Here is a 16,577-nt window from a genome sequence, read left to right on the forward strand (position 1 = left end):
ATCAGCCGAGGTTGACCAGCTGACCGGCCGGCGGCGAGGTGCCGTCGGTGCCGGACAGGACGTCGGTCGTGGCGACCACGCCCCACTTGGTCCACTCGACGGCCCCAGGAGTCGGCGGTGACGCCTTTGTCCAACGGTGGCCGTGGCGTACGGCGGTGATCTTGTTCCCGAACATCTCGGCCACGTAGATCGTGCCGTGCGGACTCACCGCGACGCCGGTGGCACCCAGGAAGCCACGAGCGACCTGCTTCTGGTGTCCTGTGCGGGCGTCGATCTTGAAGACGCTTCCGCGAGATCCGAGCTCGGGGCCTTCCGGCCCGCCCGGCAGGCTGGAGACGTAGAGCCGCCCGTCAGGGCCGGTCTCGACATCGGTCGGAACGCCCTCGAAGTAGTAGGTCCGACCCACGAAGCACGGGTCGAGCCCGAATCCCTCGACGACCTCCGCAGTGAACTTGTACGGGATCCCCGGCAGCGTCGCGACGGTCTTCACGTGACCCCACGAGGAGACCGACAGGATGCTGTTCCCGCCGGCGTCGGCGACGTAGGTGCTCCCCTTCCTGGTCGCGGTGGCGTACGGGTGGGAGTCGACCCCGCCCTTGTACGACGCGGGTGCGCCGATCTCGGCCGGCCACTTCGCGTCACACTTGGGATCGCTCTTGCGGAACCCGTAGGACGTACGGCCGTCGGGGTTGCGCTTCTTCTCGTAGGCGTGCAGGTCGGCGACGGTCTTGACCTTGCCGGACGGGTAGAGCCGCTTCAGCCAGCTGCCCGTGTTCTCGAAGGTCTCGCGGTTGGAGCGGGTGACGACGAAGGTCACCACGCCGTCGCGGACGGACAGCCCGCCGACCTCGTAGCCGTTCGGATCGGTGTAGACGACCTTCGGCGACTTGCCCGGCCGGGCCTTCAGGATCTGGCCGGCGAAGTTCGAGGAGACGTACGCCGTCCCGTCATCGCCCACCGCCGCGCTGAGCGGGGAGAGCAGGCCGGATGCGAGTACGCCGGTGGGCAGACGAGGTTTTGGAATGGGCCTGCGCTGCTGGGGTGGTGGCGATGAGCGCCGCACCGAGGATCAGTGCGGCGGCCGCCGTCAGACACCGTGGAAGTCTGGACATTGCGTGTCCCCCTTGTGTTGTCTGTACGGACCAGCGACCGCGTCGTCGCCGGTCGTTCTTCAGTCTCATTGCCTCTGGTGGCGATCGAATCGCCCGGTTTGGGTAACGCCGTTCTCGGTGGCAGCGGTGAGGTTGTGAGCCCTGTGAGGTCGTGAGAGGAAGTTGACGGGCCTGCGCGCGAGGGTTGGCGCCGGCTGAAACGTGGACTGGCGATGGTGAGTGATATCTCGCCGACTGCCGCATCTGAGGAGCCCACCATGAGCCGCCGCTACTGGATCGACGACTGGCGTCCGGAGGACGCCACCTTCTGGGAGGAAACCGGGGCGAAGACCGCCCGCCGCAACCTGATCTGGTCGATCTTCGCCGAGCACCTCGGCTTCTCGGTCTGGCTGATCTGGTCGGTCTCCTCGGCCTTCCTGGTCGCCCAGGGCTTCGACTTCACCCCGAGTCAGCTGTTCTTCCTGATCGCCATCCCGAACCTGGTCGGCTCGCTGCTGCGGGTGCCCTACACCCTCGCGGTGCCGAAGTTCGGCGGCCGCAACTGGACGATGATGTCGGCCGCGCTGCTGCTGGTGCCGACCCTCGGCTTCGCGTACGCCGTCACCCAGCCGTCCACCCCCTACTGGGTCTTCTGCGTCATCGCCGCCACCGCCGGCCTCGGCGGCGGGAACTTCGCCTCCTCGATGGCGAACATCAACTTCTTCTACCCTTCCGCCAAGAAGGGCGCCGCGCTCGGCCTCAACGCCGCCGGCGGCAACCTCGGCGTCGCGCTCATCCAGTTCCTGCTGCCGGTCATCGTCGGTGGTGCCGGCATCTTCGGGCTGATCAAGGCCTCCGAAGGCGGCATCCACCTCGAGCGGGCCGCGTTCGTCTACGCGGCGCTGGCCGTCATAGCGACCCTCTCGGCCTTCTTCTTCATGGACAACCTCAGCTCCGCGAAGTCGCCCGTGCGTGAGCAGCTCTCGGTCGTGAAGTCGAAGCAGACCTGGATCATGTCGTTCCTCTACATCGGCACCTTCGGGTCCTTCATCGGCTACTCCGCCGCGATGCCCCTGCTGATCAAGCTCAACTTCTGGGTGCCCGAGCCCGCGCCGCTCGGCACCGGCATCTACTTCGCCTACTTCGCCTTCCTCGGCGCCCTGATCGGCTCCGCGACCCGGCCGCTGGGCGGCTGGCTGGCCGACCGCTGGGGCGGCGCGAAGGTCACGCTCGGCGCGTTCATCGGGTTGGTCGTCTTCACCCTCGGGGTGCTGTGGACGCTGATGCAGCTCACCCCGAACCCGGACGCCACGCCCGCCATCGCGTTCGACAACCAGTCGTGGTTCCCGGCCTTCCTGGGCTTCTTCATGCTGGTCTTCGCCTCGACCGGCATCGGCAACGGGTCGACGTACAAGATGATCCCGTCGATCTTCCGTCGTGAGGCCGAGATGGCCACCACGCCAGGCACCGCCGAGCGGGACGCCGCACTCGTCGGCGCGACCAAGAAGTCCTCCGCCGCGGTCGGCATCATCGGCGCCGTCGGTGCGATCGGCGGGTTCTTCATCCCGATCGCCTTCAACAGCCCGTGGGTCGACAACCCCCTCGACGCCACCAAGTCGGCGTTCATCGCCTTCACCATCTTCTACGCCATCTGCGCCCTGGTCACCTTCGTGGTCTACCTGCGGCCGCAAGGTGCGCGGGTGGGAGAGCTGGCCGACGTGCGCATCTGAGCGGACCGTCCCCGTGTAACACGTCGTTCGTCGGACTTATCGCCCTATCAGATAGGGCGATAAGTCCGACGAACGACGTGTTACACGCGTTTCAGCCCAGCCCGATCGCCGCCTCCGCCGCGGCCAGGACCGGAGCGGTCGCCTCGCGGCAGCGCTCGGCTCCGGCGGCGTACACCTGCCTCACGTACGCCCGGTCGGCGGCGAGCTCGTGGTAGCGCTTCTGGATCGGCTCGAGCTCGGCGACGACCGCGTCGGTGACCGCGGCCTTCAGGCTGCCGTAGCTCGACAGCTCGGCCGCCGATCCGCCGCAGGCCTCGAGGATGTCGATCAGGTTGGTGACACCCGGCCGCTCCTCGTCGCGGGAGACGTCTCCGGCGGAGTCGGTGACCGCACGGGCCACCTTGCGACGTACGACATCGGCATCGTCCAGCAGGAAGATCGAGCCCGGGTGCGCGTCGCCGGCCGACTTCGACATCTTGCGGGTCGGCTCGGCCAGATCCATGATCCGGGCCCCGGCCTCGGGATGCACCGCCTGGGGGACCGAGAAGACACGGCCGTACGTCGTGTTGAACCGGATCGCGATGTCCCGGGCGAGCTCGACGTGCTGGCGCTGGTCATCACCGACGGGCACCTCGGTCGCCCCGTAGAGCAGGATGTCGGCCGCCATCAGCACCGGATAGGTGAACAGCGAGGCGCGTACCGATGCCCCGACCCGGCGCGACTTCTCCTTGAACTGGATCATCCGACCCAGCTCGCCGGTGTGCGCGACGCACTCGAGCAGATAGCTGAGCGAGCGATGCGCGGGGACGTGGGACTGGATGAACAACGTGGCCGGTTCGAGCCCGGACGCCATCAGGAGGAGAGCCATCTCCTCCGTCCGCGTACGCAGCACCGACGGTTCGTGCGGCAGGGTCAGTGCGTGCAGGTCGGCGAGGCCGTAGAAGGCGTCCGAGTCGGCCGTGGCGGCCATCTCGACAGGCTCGATACATCGCATCGGTCGCAGCGCGCCGAGCAGGTTGCCGATGGTGAGTCGGCCGGAGGGTGTGATGAGAGAGAGTCGCCTGGTCATGGTGGACCTTTCGGGGTGGTGAGGCCCACGGGTCAGCGACGATCAACGAGAAAGGCCGCCCGTGGGCGGCCTGATGTGAGTGCTCAACAATCGGGTGGACCGCCTAGGAGGCGGACCACCACTGGGTGGAACGAATGCTGAACACCTCTCCAGTGTCTCACACGTCACAGATACCGTGTGGCCCATGACGACTCCGCCGACCACGTGGCCGACCTCGTGCCAGGGGCACTCGACGGTCGTCTTCGACGAGAGCCTGGCCGACTACGACTTCGGTCCGACCCACCCGATGGCGCCGATCCGGGTGGACCTGACGATGCGCCTGGCCGGCGAGCTCGGCGTACTCGACCATCTGAAGGTCGTCGAGGCGCCGATGGGCACCCCGGAGCAGCTGCTCACCATCCACGACGAGAGCTACATCGAGGCGGTCATCAAGGCCGGCAGGAGCGGCGAGTCGGACCTCGCCCACGGCCTCGGCACCGAGGACGACCCGGTCTTCGCGCACATCCACGACGCCAGCGCCCACATCGTCGGCGCGAGCATCGAGGCCTGCCGCCAGGTCTACTCCGGCGAGAGCCTGCACAGCGCCAACATCATGGGCGGCCTCCACCACGCGATGCGTGGACGGGCCGCCGGGTTCTGCATCTACAACGACGTCGCCGCCGGCATCCAGTGGCTCCTCGACCAGGGCGTGAAGAAGGTCGCGTACGTCGACGTGGACGTGCACCACGGTGACGGCGTCGAGCGGGCCTTCTGGAACGACCCACGCGTCCTGACGATCTCCCTCCACGAGACCGGCCAGCTGCTCTTCCCCGGCACGGGCTTCGCCGAGGAGGTCGGCGGACCCGAGGCCGAGGGGAGCGCGGTCAACGTCGCGCTGCCGCCCGGCACCGCCGACCACGGCTGGCTGCGCGCCTTCCATGCCGTCGTGCCCGACCTGATCCGGGAGTTCCAGCCGGAGATCCTGGTGACCCAGCAGGGCTGCGACTCGCACACCGATGACCCCCTCGCCGACCTGGCGCTCAGCGTGGACGGCCAGCGGGCGGCTTACGTCGCGCTCCACGAGCTCGCCCACGAGGTGTGCGGCGGCAAGTGGGTGGCGTTCGGAGGCGGCGGTTATGCGGTCGTAGACGTCGTGCCACGCGCATGGACCCACCTTCTTGCGCTAGTGTCGGGGAATCCCTTGGAGCCGACGCTCGACGTGCCAGGTGGCTGGCGTGAGCACGTGCAGACGCGCCTCGGGAGGGTCGCACCGTTGCGCATGACGGACGGACGTGAACCGGCCTACCGCGACTGGGGGAGCGGATATGACCCCGGCACGTGGCTGGACCGGCAGGTCCACGCGACTCGCACAGCGGTGTTCCCGCTGCACGGGCTCGACCCGATGCCGTAGCCCGTGCAGATAGTTTCGGGACGGTCTAGAAACCGCAGTTCGTCGCGCCCAAATGCAACTCGACACGCCGGTGGTATGTGAGATTCTCAGGGGTGTCCCCTTCCCCATCAGTCACATCAGGCCCTATTCTCACTTTGGGATCGCGTTTTTGGACCGGCGGTGGGGAAGCCGCCGGCGTCGCGATCACTCGAGAGAGAACGGTGGAAGCAGATGGTTACTCCTTCTGGAGACATCTCTGACAGCAAGTTCCTGACCGTTGCCGAGGTTGCGTCGATGATGCGCGTATCCAAGATGACGGTCTACCGGTTGGTTCATTCGGGCGAGCTGCCTGCGGTGCGTGTCGGTCGTTCCTTCCGGGTTCGGGAGGACGACGCGAACGAATACCTCAAGAGCTCGTTCTACAACGCGGGCTAGTTGTCGGACCCCGCGCCCAGGCACAATGGGCGCGGGGGCAACACCGGTCCCATCGGGTCACCGATTCTCTCTGGGTGCCCTGGCTTCGTTAGTCTTACCCCCTAGGTCTGTTTGCCGCGCGCTGCGGTGAGTGGCCGCGTCGGCACCGGGCCGGCATTCTCTGCAACGATCGTGAAGGGTTCCCCGTGGGTTCTGTCATCAAGAAGCGTCGCAAGCGCATGGCGAAGAAGAAGCACCGCAAGCTGCTCAAGAAGACTCGCGTCCAGCGCCGCAAGCTCGGCAAGTGACGTTCGTGGCGTAGGTGGCGGAACGCACCGGACCTGGCCGAAGCGAAGCCCGAGGCGGGCAGCAGGGTCGGGTCCTCCTGGTCACCGGGGTCTCGCGTGACCTCGGTCGCCGTTTTGCGCGCGCTGCCGCCCGCCACCCGAACGTCGAGCGGGTGATCGGAGTCGATGTCGCACCGCCTCGCGGTGACATCGGCAAGGTCGGATTCGTCCGAGCCGACATCCGCAACCCGGTGATCGCCAAGGTGATCGCCAAGGAGGAGGTCGACACCGTCGTCCACCTCAGCGTCATCGCGACCCCCGGCACCACCGGGGGTCGTTCGACGATGAAGGAGCTCAACGTCATCGGGACGATGCAGCTCCTCGCGGCCTGTCAGACTGCGCCGTCCCTGCGTCAGGTCGTGGTGAAGTCGACGACCCAGGTCTACGGGGCGAGCAGCCGCGACCCGGCGATGTTCACCGAGTCGATGGAGCCGCGGCGCACCCCGTCCTCCGGCTATGCCCGCGACGCGGCCGACATCGAGTCCTACGTACGCGGCTTCGCCCGCCGTCGCCCGGACATCGCGGTCACAGTGCTGCGCTGTGCCAACGTCCTCGGGCCGAGCGTGGTCAGCCCGATCGCGTCCCACTTCCGGCGTGCGGTCGTGCCCAACGTGCTCGGCTTCGACCCCCGCCTTCAGTTCCTCCACGAGCAGGACCTCTACGGCGTCCTCGAGCATGCTGTACGCACCGGGGTCCCCGGGACGTTCAACGTCGCCGGCGACGGCGTGCTGACCCATTCGCAGGTCGCGCGCCGGCTGCAGCGGGTCACGGTGCCGATCCCCGAGCCCATGTTCGGCCTGGCGAGGTTCGGCGGCGGCGAGTATCCCGCCGAGCTCCGGGCCCTGCTGACCTACGGTCGTGGCGTCGACACCACGCGGATGCGCTCGCTGTTGGGCTTCGAACCCCGATACACGACCGAGGACACGGTCGTAGACTTCGCGGACAGCGTGATGCCGTCCGCGAACCGTGCCGACCGTGCGCTGGCCGCCTTGGAGAGCCGACTGACAGGAGCGCCCGGTGACTGAGTCCCCCGCCCAGGGTTTCACCGGTGCCACGGCGCGCGAGCGCCACCCGCTGCGGGCGATCCCGGCGGCCGACTGGGCAGCGGCTCTGGAGAGCGCCGCCAAAGAGGTCTTCGGTGCCGAGTGGGAGGAGCAGCTCGCTCGGTTCATCGTGTTCCTGCGCCGCCGGATCTCCGGCGAATACTCCGTCGACGAATACGGCTTCGACCGCGAGCTCACCCAACGCTTCATGCTGGCCGTGCTGCGGCCGATCAAGGAGAAGTGGTTCCGGGTCGAGGTGCGCGGCATCGAGAACATCCCGACCGACGGCGGCGCGCTGATCGTCTCCAACCACTCCGGCACCATCCCGATGGACGGCCTGATGACGATGGTCTCGATCCACGACGAGCTCGGTCGCAACCTGCGCCCGCTCGGGGCCGACCTGGTCTTCCGGATGCCGATCGTCGGCAACATCGCCCGCAAGGCGGGCGCGACGCTGGCCTGCAGCGAGGACGCCGAGCGGATGCTGCGCAACGGCGAGCTGGTCGGCGTTTGGCCCGAGGGCTTCAAGGGCATCGGCAAGCCCTACAGCGAGCGCTACAAGCTCCAGCGCTTCGGCCGCGGCGGCTTCGTCTCCTCCGCGCTGCGCACCGGTGTCCCGATCGTGCCGCTCTCCGTCGTCGGCGCCGAGGAGATCTACCCGCTGGTCGGTAACATCCCGGCCCTCGCCAAGGTCATCGGCGTGCCCTACCTGCCGATCACGCCGTTCTTCCCGCTCCTCGGGCCGCTGGGTCTCATCCCGCTCCCTTCGAAGTGGCTGATCGAGTTCGGCGAGCCGATCCGCACCGATGCGTACGACGCTTCGGAGGCCGACGACCCGATGCTGGTCTTCAACGTCACCGACCAGGTGCGCGAGACGATCCAGCAGACGCTCTACCGCCTGCTGGGCGAGCGCGCCTCCGTCTTCGGCTGATCCCGAGAGGTCACCCCCGCCGGTCGAGAAGTCAGCTGCGCCGGCCGAGACGGCACGCCTGTGCCAACTCGACCAGCGCCAGTGACGCTTCGGCCGTGCGTTACGGGGTGAGGAGACCGGTGGCGCCGGCGAGCACGTCGCCGACCAGACCGGTGACGCCGGTGACCAGACCGGTGACGGGGTCCGTCACGGTGCCGGGGTCGGTGTCCGGGTCCTCGGACGGATCGCCGTCGGAGGGGGTGGACGGGGTCGGCAGGATGCTGCCGTCCTCCTCCGGTTCCTCGGAGGGCTTCTCCTGGTCGTCCTTCTCGCCCTTGGGGTCGGTCACCGAGCCGGGACCGATCTTGTCGGGGTCGATGGAGGGCAGATCGAGGGCGTTGTCGTCCTGGGTGAGCGGCGGCAGCGCCTCGGCCTCGACGACGGTGTCTGCCGGAAGCAGCCCGTCGATGTCGGAGGTGAGGCTGGAGACCAGCGTCGCGGGAAGCTCGGTGATGCCACCCTCGCAGGTGGGGCAGAGCTGGGCGGCGGCCTGGTCGATCAGCACGAGGGTCTGCGCGGCGTCGGAGACGGCCGGCTCGGCACGCTCGGGCACCTTCGGGCTCAGCTCGGCCAGCTCTTCGACGCCATCGGCCGCGAACGTACGCAGCTGGGCGAGCGAGTCGTTGTCCTGGGACTGCTCGAAGTCGCTGATCAGCAGGTCGGAGCCGTGCGCGGCCTGTCGCGAGAAGGTCTCGAGCGTCGTGGTGACCCGCTCGGAGTCGGTCATCGGCGCATCGGCGACGAGCGACTTGGCCTCGCGCAGGCGGGTGCCGGCGTCCTCGAGGATCCGGATGCCACGGGCCTGGGTGCTGACGGTGAAGCCGGCGGAGACGTTCTCCACGGCACGCTTGACCGGGTAGAGCGAGTCACCGGGCAGAGCGGTCTGGGACGCGGCCGCGGCACCTGCAGTGCCGCCGACGATCGCCATCGCGGCGAAGGCGACGGCGAGCTTGCGCTGCCGGCGCGGCCTGCGTACGGGACCGACGGTGAGCTTGCGCTCGACCGTCTTCTCGGTGCGCGGCGCGGGCACGAGCTCGGTGTCGGCGGCCTCCATGAGGCGCTCGCGAAGGGAGACGGAGAAGTCGCGACTGGGGACGGCGGAGTCGCTGAGAGTGGAGAGCGACGAAGCGAAGACGGCCAGATCACGAAGCTCGTCGGCAGACTGCGAGGCACGCCGATCCGTCGCGGCAGCAGCCGCGACCATTCGGTCGAACTCGTCGGCACGCTTTCGCGCCGGGAATGCCGGGCTCATCGGGGGGTTCCTACTCGGTATCGGCTGTCAGGGATTCGTCGAAACAGCTGCGCACAAGGTGCTGCCATGTCAGACAACGAGTCGCCCCGGCCGCGGGTTACGGCAACCGGTCGAGCATTCAAGGTGGTGCGGAACACAGTCATCAGCGGATCCCGTCAGGCATCTGCTTGGCGAGATTGCGGATCCCGCGCAGCTGGAGCTGTTTCACGGCTCCGTCGCTGCGCCCGAGGATAGCGGCTGTCTCCGCGATTGACAGCCCTTGGAGGAAACGCATGATGATGCAGTCGCGTTGCTCGTCGGGCAGTTTGGAGAGAGCCCCGAGCAGCATCTCGTTGGTGATCCCGGCCATCACGATCTTCTCCGGCCCGTCCGAGGACGAGTCGTGCTGACCCATGTCCTCGGTGGTCATCTCCAGGCGTGTACGTCCCGCCTTGAAGTGGTCCGTGGCCAGGTTGCGCGCGATGGTCATCAGCCAGGCGCCGAAGTCCTTGCCCTGCCAGCGGAAGCCGGTCATCGAGCGGAGCGCGCGGAAGAACGTCTCCGAGGTGAGGTCCTCGGCGACCTGGGTGGAACGGGTCCGGTAGAAGAGGAACCGGTAGACCGCACCGTGGTAGTGGTCGTAGAGAAGGCCGAACGCCTCCTTGTCACCCTTGCGGGCGAGCTCGACGAGCGCGATCAGCCGGGTGCGGTCGGCCTCGCTCTCCTCCGAGGAGGTGGCGAGCTCGGCGTCGTCGTCCGGCTCGTTGTCGGAGCGGGGCTTGGACTCGTGAGTGCCACCCGAGCCGCGACGCTCGGGCTCGGCGAGCGGACCGGACGCACCGGCAACACCGGCGTAGGCGGGCTCGTAGCCCTCGTTCATCAAGAGCTCGACCGCAGCACGCAGTGCATCCAAGCGACGATGGACGTCATTGGCGCGGCGCGACATGTGGGTCCCTCCCGAAGACTCCCCCTGAGCGAGCCCAACCTTACGGGTTAGGGCATCCCGATGTCAGGTCCCGAGCCGAAGTTGCCTCGGCGTGTGTTGGCAATTTCCTGACAGAGCGGCGAATACCCGCCACTGCATACAGGTCGCCAACAGGGCGATCAGTCCCGCCGTCCGCGGAGCGCGATCGCCACCGCGATCGCCCCTGTGGCCGCCCCGCCCAGCGCCGCGGTGACCACGCCGGCCCGGGCGGCCTTGCGGCCGGTGCGGTAGTCACGGATCGGCCAACCCTTCACGCGCGCGTGGGCGCGTAGGCGCGCGTCCGGATTGATCGCGCACGGATGTCCGACCAGCGACAGCATCGGCAGGTCGTTGTAGGAGTCCGAGTAGGCGGCGCAGCGAGAAAGGTCGAGGCCCTCCCGGGCGGCGATCGCCTTGACCGCCTCCGCCTTGGCCGGCCCGTGGAGCATCTCGCCGACCAGATCGCCGGTGTAGACGCCGTCCTCGGTGGCCGCCACCGTCCCGAGCGCGCCGGTGAGCCCGAGCCGCCGGGCGATGACCCGCGCAGCCTCGACGGGCGCCGCGGTCACCAGCCACACCCGCTGTCCTTGGTCGATATGGGTCTGCGCGAGGGCCCTGGTGCCGGGCCAGATCCGGTGGGCCATGCCCTCGTCGAAGATCTCCTCCATCAGGCTCTCGACCTCCTCGGCGCGATGGCCGCGGATGAACGACAGCGCCGACGAGCGCGCCGACTCCATGTGGGACGGGTCTTCGACCCCGGCCACCCGGAAATAGGCCTGCTTGTACGCAGCCGAGGCGATGTCCCGCGTACGGAAGAACTTGCGCCGGTGCAGGCCGCGGGCCAGATGGAAGATCGTCGCGCCCTGCATGATCGTGTTGTCGACGTCGAAGAAGGCTGCCGCCGTCGGGTCTCCGGCCGTCGGATAGAGCCAGGCCTCGATCTCCGCGGCCGCGGCCGATGCCTCGCCGGCGAGAGCCGAGCGGCGTTTGAGGTCTTTTCGCCGAAGCTCGGCGCGGCGGCGGTCGCTGGCGCTGCTCATTTCGCCAACAGTAGTGGTCCGGACGCCGTGAGGGGACCCAGGTGTCAAGATGGTCGGATGGAACCGCGTGTGACCTTTTACTCCCGTCAGGGCTGCCATCTGTGCGACGAGGCTCGGCTGGTCCTCGAGAAGGTGGTCGGGGACGACTACACCGAGGTCGACATCGACGCCGACGAGGAACTGCGCGAGCGTTTCACGAACGAGGTGCCCGTGACGTACGTCGACGGGAAGCAGCACGACTTCTGGCGTGTCTCCGAGGAGCGGCTGAGGGCAGCGCTCGCGCGCTCCCCAGAATAGCTGTCGATCGGCCCATTACCCCGAACAGCCCCCCTCTGACAACTCCGCAAACACGTGTGCTAGCCGACGCTCTGCGAGTTTGTTCTCGCGGTCACAAACTCCGTATGGTGGCTGAGCCGCAGGGCGATCCCGGGCTAAAAAGCCCCCGTCTGTGGCGCCGGCATTGAAAGAGCAGAGCGTGACGGCACGGAGTACGAATACGGGCGAGGGCAGCGGTGCCCAGGACCCCCACCGGGACATCCCCGAGGCGACTGTCGCCCGGCTTCCGGTCTACCTCCGGGCGCTGACCTCGCTCGCCGAGCGCAACATCGCCTCCTGCTCCTCCGAGGAACTCGCGACGGCCGCCGGGGTGAACTCGGCCAAGCTGCGCAAGGACCTCTCCTACCTGGGCTCCTACGGCACCCGTGGGGTCGGCTACGACGTCGACTACCTGAGCTACCAGATCGCCCGCGAGATCGGCGTCACCCACGACTGGCCGGTCATCATCGTCGGTATCGGAAACCTGGGTCAGGCGCTCGCCAACTTCTCCGGCTTCAGCAGCCGCGGGTTCCGCACCGTCGCGCTCCTGGACGCGGCCGCGCCGATGCAGGGCCAGACGGTCGCCGGGCTCGAGGTCCGGCCGTTCGCCGACCTCGCCGAGATCGTCGCGGCCGAGCAGGTCTCGATCGGAGTCATCTCGGTGCCGGCGACCGCTGCCCAGGACGTCGCCGACGCGATGGTCGCGGCCGGCATCAGCAGCATCCTCAACTTCGCGCCCGCCGTCCTGAACGTGCCGCCGGGTGTCGACGTACGCAAGGTCGATCTCTCGATCGAGCTGCAGATCCTCGCGTATCACGAGTCGCGCAAGGCTGCAGAAGCTGTCGAGACGGTGGACAATGGTTCCGAGGAAGGGATCACCGCATGAGCGAGCGTCAGCGAGCGAATCACGGACTCAACATGTCGGCGGCTCCGTATCCTTGCTTCTCCTCCACGGAGGTGCCGGCATGAGCGTCCTTGTTGTCGGCATCTCACATAACTCTGCGCCGGTCTCGCTGCTCGAGGCGGCATCGGTGGACGCGGACGGCCTGCAGAAGCTCCTCACCGACGTGGCTGGTTGTGAACACGTCAGCGAGGCAGCGGTCATCGCGACCTGCAACCGTCTCGAGATCTACACCGAGGTCGAGCGGTTCCACGGCTCCGTCGAGGAGCTCTCCCGCCGCATCATCGAGGGCGCCGGTCAGACGCTCGAGACGATGCTGCCGCACCTCTACGTCCACTACGACGACGGTGCCGTCTCCCATCTGTTCAAGGTGGCTGCCGGGCTCGACTCGATGGCCGTCGGCGAGGGCCAGATCCTCGGGCAGGCCCGCGCGGCGCTGCAGCTCGGCCAGGAGATGGGCACGGTCGGGCCGGCGCTCAACAGCCTGTTCCAGCAGGCGCTGCGGGTCGGCAAGCGCTCGCGCGCGGAGACCGACATCGACCAGGCCGCCCCGTCGCTGGTGACCGCGTCGCTGGACCGCGCCGCGCGCGCCGTGGGTGACGTACGCGGCAAGCGGGTCGCCGTCGTCGGCGCCGGCGCGATGGCCGGGCTGGCCACCGCGACCGTCTCCCGGCTGGGGGCCGCCGACGTGGTCGTCGTCAACCGCACCACGGCCAACGCCGAGCGCCTCGCCAAGGAGTACTCCGCGCGTTCGGCCTCGCTCGACACGCTGGCCGACGAGATCGCGGCCGCCGACGTCGTGATCACCTGCGCGGGCGCCAACGGGCTGCTCGTCCCGGCGGACATGGTCGGTGACCGCAGCAGCCGCCCGATCGCGCTGATCGACCTGGCCCTGCCCCACGACATCGACCCCGCTGCGGGGTCGCTCCCGGGGGCCACCCTGATCGACCTGGCCGCCCTCGCCGACGAGCTGCACGCCTCGCCCGCCGGCAAGGAGGTGCTCGCGGTCCGCGACATCGTCACCCAGGAGGTCGCGGCGTTCCTGAACGCTCGTCGCCAGTCCGCGGTGACCCCGACGGTGGTCGCGCTGCGGAGCATGGCCACCGGTGTCGTCGCCGCCGAGATGGAGCGCCTCGACAACAAGCTGCCCGGCCTCGACGAGGTGACTCGTGCCGAGGTCCTCCGGACCGTACGCCGCGTGGCCGACAAGCTGCTTCACGAACCGACCGTCCGGGTCAAGGAGCTCGCCAACGAGACCGGCGCGGTGTCCTACGCCGCTGCGCTCGCCGAGCTCTTCGCGCTCGACCCCGAGGCCGTCTCCGCGGTGACCCGGGCCGACGTCCCAGGAGACCACTCATGAGAACTCTTCGTCTCGGCACCCGCCGTTCCCAGCTCGCCGTCACCCAGTCGACCCTGGTCGCGGAGGTGCTCCGCGCCCAGGGCCACATCGTCGAGCTGGTCGAGATCGTCTCCGACGGCGATCGCACCCAGGCAGCGAACACCCCGCTGACCAGCGCGAACTCGACGGGCGTCTTCGTCAGCGCGCTGCGCGACGCGCTCCACGCCAAGGAGATCGACCTCGCGGTCCACTCCCTCAAGGACCTGCCGACCTACCCCGAGGAAGGCATCGAGTTGGTCGCGATCCTGCCGCGCGAGGACCCGCGCGACGTGATCGTCGCCCGCGACGGCCTGACCCTCGGTGAGCTCCCGCCGGGCTCGCGGGTAGGCACCGGCTCGCCGCGACGCGTCGCCCAGATCAAGGCCCTCGGCCTCGGCCTGGAGCTGGCCGGCATCCGCGGCAACGTGGACACCCGCATCGGCAAGGTCCGCTCGGGCGAGTTCGACGCTGTCGTGCTCGCGCGTGCCGGCCTGGCCCGCATCGACCGGCTCGACGAGGTCACCGAGGTCCTCGACCCGATCCAGGTGCTGCCCGCTCCTGGTCAGGGGGCCCTGGCGGTCGAGTGCCGCGCAGGCGACGCCGATGCCGACGTACGCAAGATTCTGGCTTCCCTCGACGACTCGCCCACCCGAGCGGCTGTCGAGGCAGAACGCGCGGTGCTCGCCACCCTCGAAGGTGGCTGCGCCGCGCCCATCGGGACCCTCGCCGACGTGGTTGAGGGTGAGGAAGGACCAGAGCTGTGGGTGCGGGCAGTCGCGCTCTCACTCGATGGCTCGCTCTCGATCCGACTCTCCGCATCCGGGCCGCTCGACGACGCCGCAGGCGTCGGACGCCGGCTCGCCGAGGAGATGCTCGCCGAGGGTGCAGCAGACCTGACCGACGACCCCACCACTGACCCCGGCCAGGCTGTCATGGACACGGGCGGTTCCCCCCAGACCGCTCCCGAGCAGGACAAGGTGCACAACGCATGACCCGAGCAAAGACCACCGAGCAGACGGCCGAGCACAGCTCGGCCACCCCACTGGGCTGGGTGTCCTTCGTCGGCAGCGGTCCTGGTGACCCTGAGCTGCTGACGGTACGGGCGATCGACCTGTTGAAGCAGGCCGATGTTGTCGTGACCGAGGCCCCCGAGCACGCTTCGATGGTGCGCGGCGTTCTCGGCATCCCCGAGCCCGTCGAGCCGACCGAGGGTGAAGAGACCCCGGAACCGGTCGGACCCGAGTTCATCGACGGCGGGTTCGGCGTCGACGGCCAGCCCCTGGCCAACGCCGCCCGTGCCAAGGCCGTCGTCAAGCAGGCGAAGCTGGGCAAGCGCGTCGTGCGCCTGATGACCGGCGACCCCTTCCTCTACGCCTCCGGCCCCGAGGAGGCGCAGTCCTGCGCCAAGGCGGGCATCGGCTTCGAGATCGTTCCCGGCGTCTCGTCGGTGTCGGCCGTTCCGGCCTACGCCGGCATCCCGCTGACGACCAAGGACCACCAAGAGGTCGCGGTCGTCACCTGCAACGAGAAGATCGACTGGAGCCAGTACGCCGACAACCGCACCCTGGTTCTCCTCTCCGGCGTCGGCATGATCGGCGACATCGCCAAGGAGCTCGTCGCGGCGGGCCGCTCGGCCAAGACCCCGGTCGCGATCACCCGCGTCGGCACCACGACCGAGCAGTCGACGGTAGAGTCGACGCTGGAGAACATCGCTGTCGACGCTCGTGCCGCACGGATGGCGCCGCCGGCGATCGTGGTGATCGGCAAGGTGGTCAACTTGCGTGAGACGCTCTCGTGGTTCGAGACGAAGCCGCTGTTCGGCTGGCGCGTGCTGGTGCCCCGCACCAAGGAGCAGGCGCCTGCGCTGTCGCTGAAGCTGAAGGGCTTCGGTGCCGTGCCCGAGGAGGTGCCGACGATCTCCGTCGAGCCCCCGCGCAACCCGCAGCAGATGGACAAGGCGGTACGCGGCCTGGTCGAGGGCCGCTACAACTGGATCGCCTTCACCTCGATCAACGCGGTGCGCGCCGTACGCGAGAAGTTCGACGAGTACGGCCTGGACTGCCGCGCCTTCTCCGGTCTGAAGATCGCCGCCGTCGGCGAGAAGACCGGGCAGGCGCTCGAGGCTTGGGGCCTGCGCCCCGACCTCGTGCCGAACACCGACAACCAGTCGGCCGCCGGCCTGCTCGAGGTGTGGCCGGAGTACGACGCGGACCTCGACCCGATCAACCGGGTCTTCCTCCCGCGCGCCGACATCGCCACCGAGAACCTCATCGCCGGCCTGGTCGACCTCGGCTGGGAGTGCGACGACGTGACCGCCTACCGCACCGTCCGGGCTGCCCCGCCGCCCGCGCCGACCCGCGACGCGATCAAGACCGGCAAGTTCGACGCGGTGGTCTTCACCTCCTCGTCGACGGTCCGGAACCTGGTCGGCATCGCGGGCAAGCCGCACACCTCCACGGTGATCGCGGCGATCGGTCCGGCCACCGCCAAGACCGCCGAGGAGCACGGCCTGCGCGTCGACGTGATGTCGCCCGAGCCGTCGATCGAGGCGCTCACCGAGGCGCTCGCCGCCTTCGGTGCCGCGCGTCGTGCCTCGCTGGTCGAGCAGGGCCTGCCGGTCACCAAGCCGTCCGACCGGCGCCCCGCCTCCCGCCGCCGTTCGCGTACCTCCTGAACCGAGTTCCACCGCAACTGCCGCGTGCTCCCGAGTGTGGG

At 68.8% G+C, this 16,577-nt stretch carries 16 protein-coding genes; 11 read left to right on the top strand and 5 right to left on the bottom strand.

Annotation, left to right across the window (positions count from 1 at the left end):
• Position 1: 1 nt before the first annotated feature.
• Entirely contained in the window at positions 2–958 is a 957-nt protein-coding gene (locus tag OG801_RS16845; RefSeq protein ID WP_406029918.1) for a ScyD/ScyE family protein, read from the bottom strand.
• 411 nt (positions 959–1,369) lie between these two features.
• On the opposite strand from OG801_RS16845, the gene OG801_RS16850 reads away from it, so the two are divergent.
• Complete coding sequence (locus tag OG801_RS16850; RefSeq protein ID WP_355021127.1) at positions 1,370–2,821, top strand: MFS transporter; 1,452 nt, start codon at positions 1,370–1,372, stop codon at positions 2,819–2,821.
• A 91-nt stretch (positions 2,822–2,912) separates the two neighbouring features.
• Here OG801_RS16850 and trpS read toward each other — a convergent pair whose 3' ends face one another.
• On the bottom strand, positions 2,913–3,890 hold the full coding sequence (trpS, locus tag OG801_RS16855) for a tryptophan--tRNA ligase (protein ID WP_406029921.1): 978 nt from the start codon (positions 3,888–3,890) through the stop codon (positions 2,913–2,915).
• 184 nt (positions 3,891–4,074) lie between these two features.
• On the opposite strand from trpS, the gene OG801_RS16860 reads away from it, so the two are divergent.
• From OG801_RS16860 to OG801_RS16880, 5 genes are all read left to right on the top strand, one after another.
• On the top strand, positions 4,075–5,280 hold the full coding sequence (locus OG801_RS16860; protein WP_406024721.1) for an acetoin utilization protein AcuC: 1,206 nt from the start codon (positions 4,075–4,077) through the stop codon (positions 5,278–5,280).
• A 210-nt stretch (positions 5,281–5,490) separates the two neighbouring features.
• Positions 5,491–5,694: a helix-turn-helix domain-containing protein gene (locus OG801_RS16865; RefSeq protein ID WP_008356311.1), complete on the top strand. Its 204-nt coding sequence runs from the start codon at positions 5,491–5,493 to the stop codon at positions 5,692–5,694.
• Between the two features lie 185 nt (positions 5,695–5,879).
• A complete protein-coding gene (locus OG801_RS16870) occupies positions 5,880–5,981 on the top strand; it encodes a 30S ribosomal protein bS22 (RefSeq protein ID WP_008356322.1) in 102 nt (33 codons plus the stop codon).
• Positions 5,982–5,995: 14 nt separating this feature from the next.
• Positions 5,996–7,045 carry an NAD-dependent epimerase/dehydratase family protein gene (locus OG801_RS16875; protein ID WP_355021124.1) on the top strand — a complete coding sequence of 350 codons (1,050 nt, stop codon included), beginning with the start codon at positions 5,996–5,998 and terminating at the stop codon, positions 7,043–7,045.
• Positions 7,038–7,994: a lysophospholipid acyltransferase family protein gene (locus OG801_RS16880; protein WP_355021123.1), complete on the top strand. Its 957-nt coding sequence runs from the start codon at positions 7,038–7,040 to the stop codon at positions 7,992–7,994. Before OG801_RS16875 ends, OG801_RS16880 begins: the two co-directional genes overlap by 8 nt.
• A gap of 100 nt (positions 7,995–8,094) precedes the next feature.
• On the opposite strand, the gene OG801_RS16885 is transcribed toward OG801_RS16880, so the two are convergent.
• The 3 genes from OG801_RS16885 to OG801_RS16895 all read right to left on the bottom strand — a co-directional run bounded on the left by OG801_RS16885 (position 8,095) and on the right by OG801_RS16895 (position 11,268).
• Complete coding sequence (locus OG801_RS16885; RefSeq protein WP_406029924.1) at positions 8,095–9,285, bottom strand: DUF5667 domain-containing protein; 1,191 nt, start codon at positions 9,283–9,285, stop codon at positions 8,095–8,097.
• A 142-nt stretch (positions 9,286–9,427) separates the two neighbouring features.
• Positions 9,428–10,177 carry a sigma-70 family RNA polymerase sigma factor gene (locus tag OG801_RS16890; RefSeq protein ID WP_350844849.1) on the bottom strand — a complete coding sequence of 250 codons (750 nt, stop codon included), beginning with the start codon at positions 10,175–10,177 and terminating at the stop codon, positions 9,428–9,430.
• 191 nt (positions 10,178–10,368) lie between these two features.
• Positions 10,369–11,268: an HAD-IB family hydrolase gene (locus OG801_RS16895; protein WP_355021121.1), complete on the bottom strand. Its 900-nt coding sequence runs from the start codon at positions 11,266–11,268 to the stop codon at positions 10,369–10,371.
• Positions 11,269–11,325: 57 nt separating this feature from the next.
• Here OG801_RS16895 and OG801_RS16900 point away from each other — a divergent pair, with 57 nt between their 5' ends.
• From OG801_RS16900 to OG801_RS16920, 5 genes are all read left to right on the top strand, one after another.
• Positions 11,326–11,565 carry a glutaredoxin family protein gene (locus OG801_RS16900; protein ID WP_091043131.1) on the top strand — a complete coding sequence of 80 codons (240 nt, stop codon included), beginning with the start codon at positions 11,326–11,328 and terminating at the stop codon, positions 11,563–11,565.
• A 178-nt stretch (positions 11,566–11,743) separates the two neighbouring features.
• A complete protein-coding gene (locus OG801_RS16905) occupies positions 11,744–12,469 on the top strand; it encodes a redox-sensing transcriptional repressor Rex (RefSeq protein ID WP_350665885.1) in 726 nt (241 codons plus the stop codon).
• 79 nt (positions 12,470–12,548) lie between these two features.
• A complete protein-coding gene (locus OG801_RS16910) occupies positions 12,549–13,844 on the top strand; it encodes a glutamyl-tRNA reductase (protein ID WP_406029927.1) in 1,296 nt (431 codons plus the stop codon).
• Positions 13,841–14,854, top strand: a complete 1,014-nt coding sequence (gene hemC / locus OG801_RS16915) for a hydroxymethylbilane synthase (protein ID WP_355021119.1) — start codon at positions 13,841–13,843, stop codon at positions 14,852–14,854. The genes OG801_RS16910 and hemC overlap by 4 nt, the downstream gene beginning before the upstream one ends.
• Positions 14,851–16,536, top strand: a complete 1,686-nt coding sequence (locus tag OG801_RS16920) for a uroporphyrinogen-III synthase (RefSeq protein ID WP_406029930.1) — start codon at positions 14,851–14,853, stop codon at positions 16,534–16,536. Before hemC ends, OG801_RS16920 begins: the two co-directional genes overlap by 4 nt.
• The last annotated feature ends 41 nt before the right edge of the window (positions 16,537–16,577 follow it).

This window comes from Nocardioides sp. NBC_00163 (assembly GCF_045206295.1).
GTDB lineage: Bacteria > Actinomycetota > Actinomycetes > Propionibacteriales > Nocardioidaceae > Nocardioides.

Excerpts from the sequence above, each read along its gene's own strand:
- OG801_RS16895 (WP_355021121.1), bottom strand. The coding sequence starts at position 11,268 with ATGAGCAGCGCCAGCGACCGCCGCCGCGCCGAGCTTCGGCGAAAAGAC.
- OG801_RS16860 (WP_406024721.1), top strand. The coding sequence starts at position 4,075 with ATGACGACTCCGCCGACCACGTGGCCGACCTCGTGCCAGGGGCACTCG.
- OG801_RS16920 (WP_406029930.1), top strand. The coding sequence starts at position 14,851 with ATGACCCGAGCAAAGACCACCGAGCAGACGGCCGAGCACAGCTCGGCC.
- OG801_RS16910 (WP_406029927.1), top strand. The coding sequence starts at position 12,549 with ATGAGCGTCCTTGTTGTCGGCATCTCACATAACTCTGCGCCGGTCTCG.
- OG801_RS16865 (WP_008356311.1), top strand. The coding sequence starts at position 5,491 with ATGGTTACTCCTTCTGGAGACATCTCTGACAGCAAGTTCCTGACCGTT.
- trpS (WP_406029921.1), bottom strand. The coding sequence starts at position 3,890 with ATGACCAGGCGACTCTCTCTCATCACACCCTCCGGCCGACTCACCATC.
- OG801_RS16900 (WP_091043131.1), top strand. The coding sequence starts at position 11,326 with ATGGAACCGCGTGTGACCTTTTACTCCCGTCAGGGCTGCCATCTGTGC.
- OG801_RS16885 (WP_406029924.1), bottom strand. The coding sequence starts at position 9,285 with ATGAGCCCGGCATTCCCGGCGCGAAAGCGTGCCGACGAGTTCGACCGA.
- OG801_RS16850 (WP_355021127.1), top strand. The coding sequence starts at position 1,370 with ATGAGCCGCCGCTACTGGATCGACGACTGGCGTCCGGAGGACGCCACC.
- hemC (WP_355021119.1), top strand. The coding sequence starts at position 13,841 with ATGAGAACTCTTCGTCTCGGCACCCGCCGTTCCCAGCTCGCCGTCACC.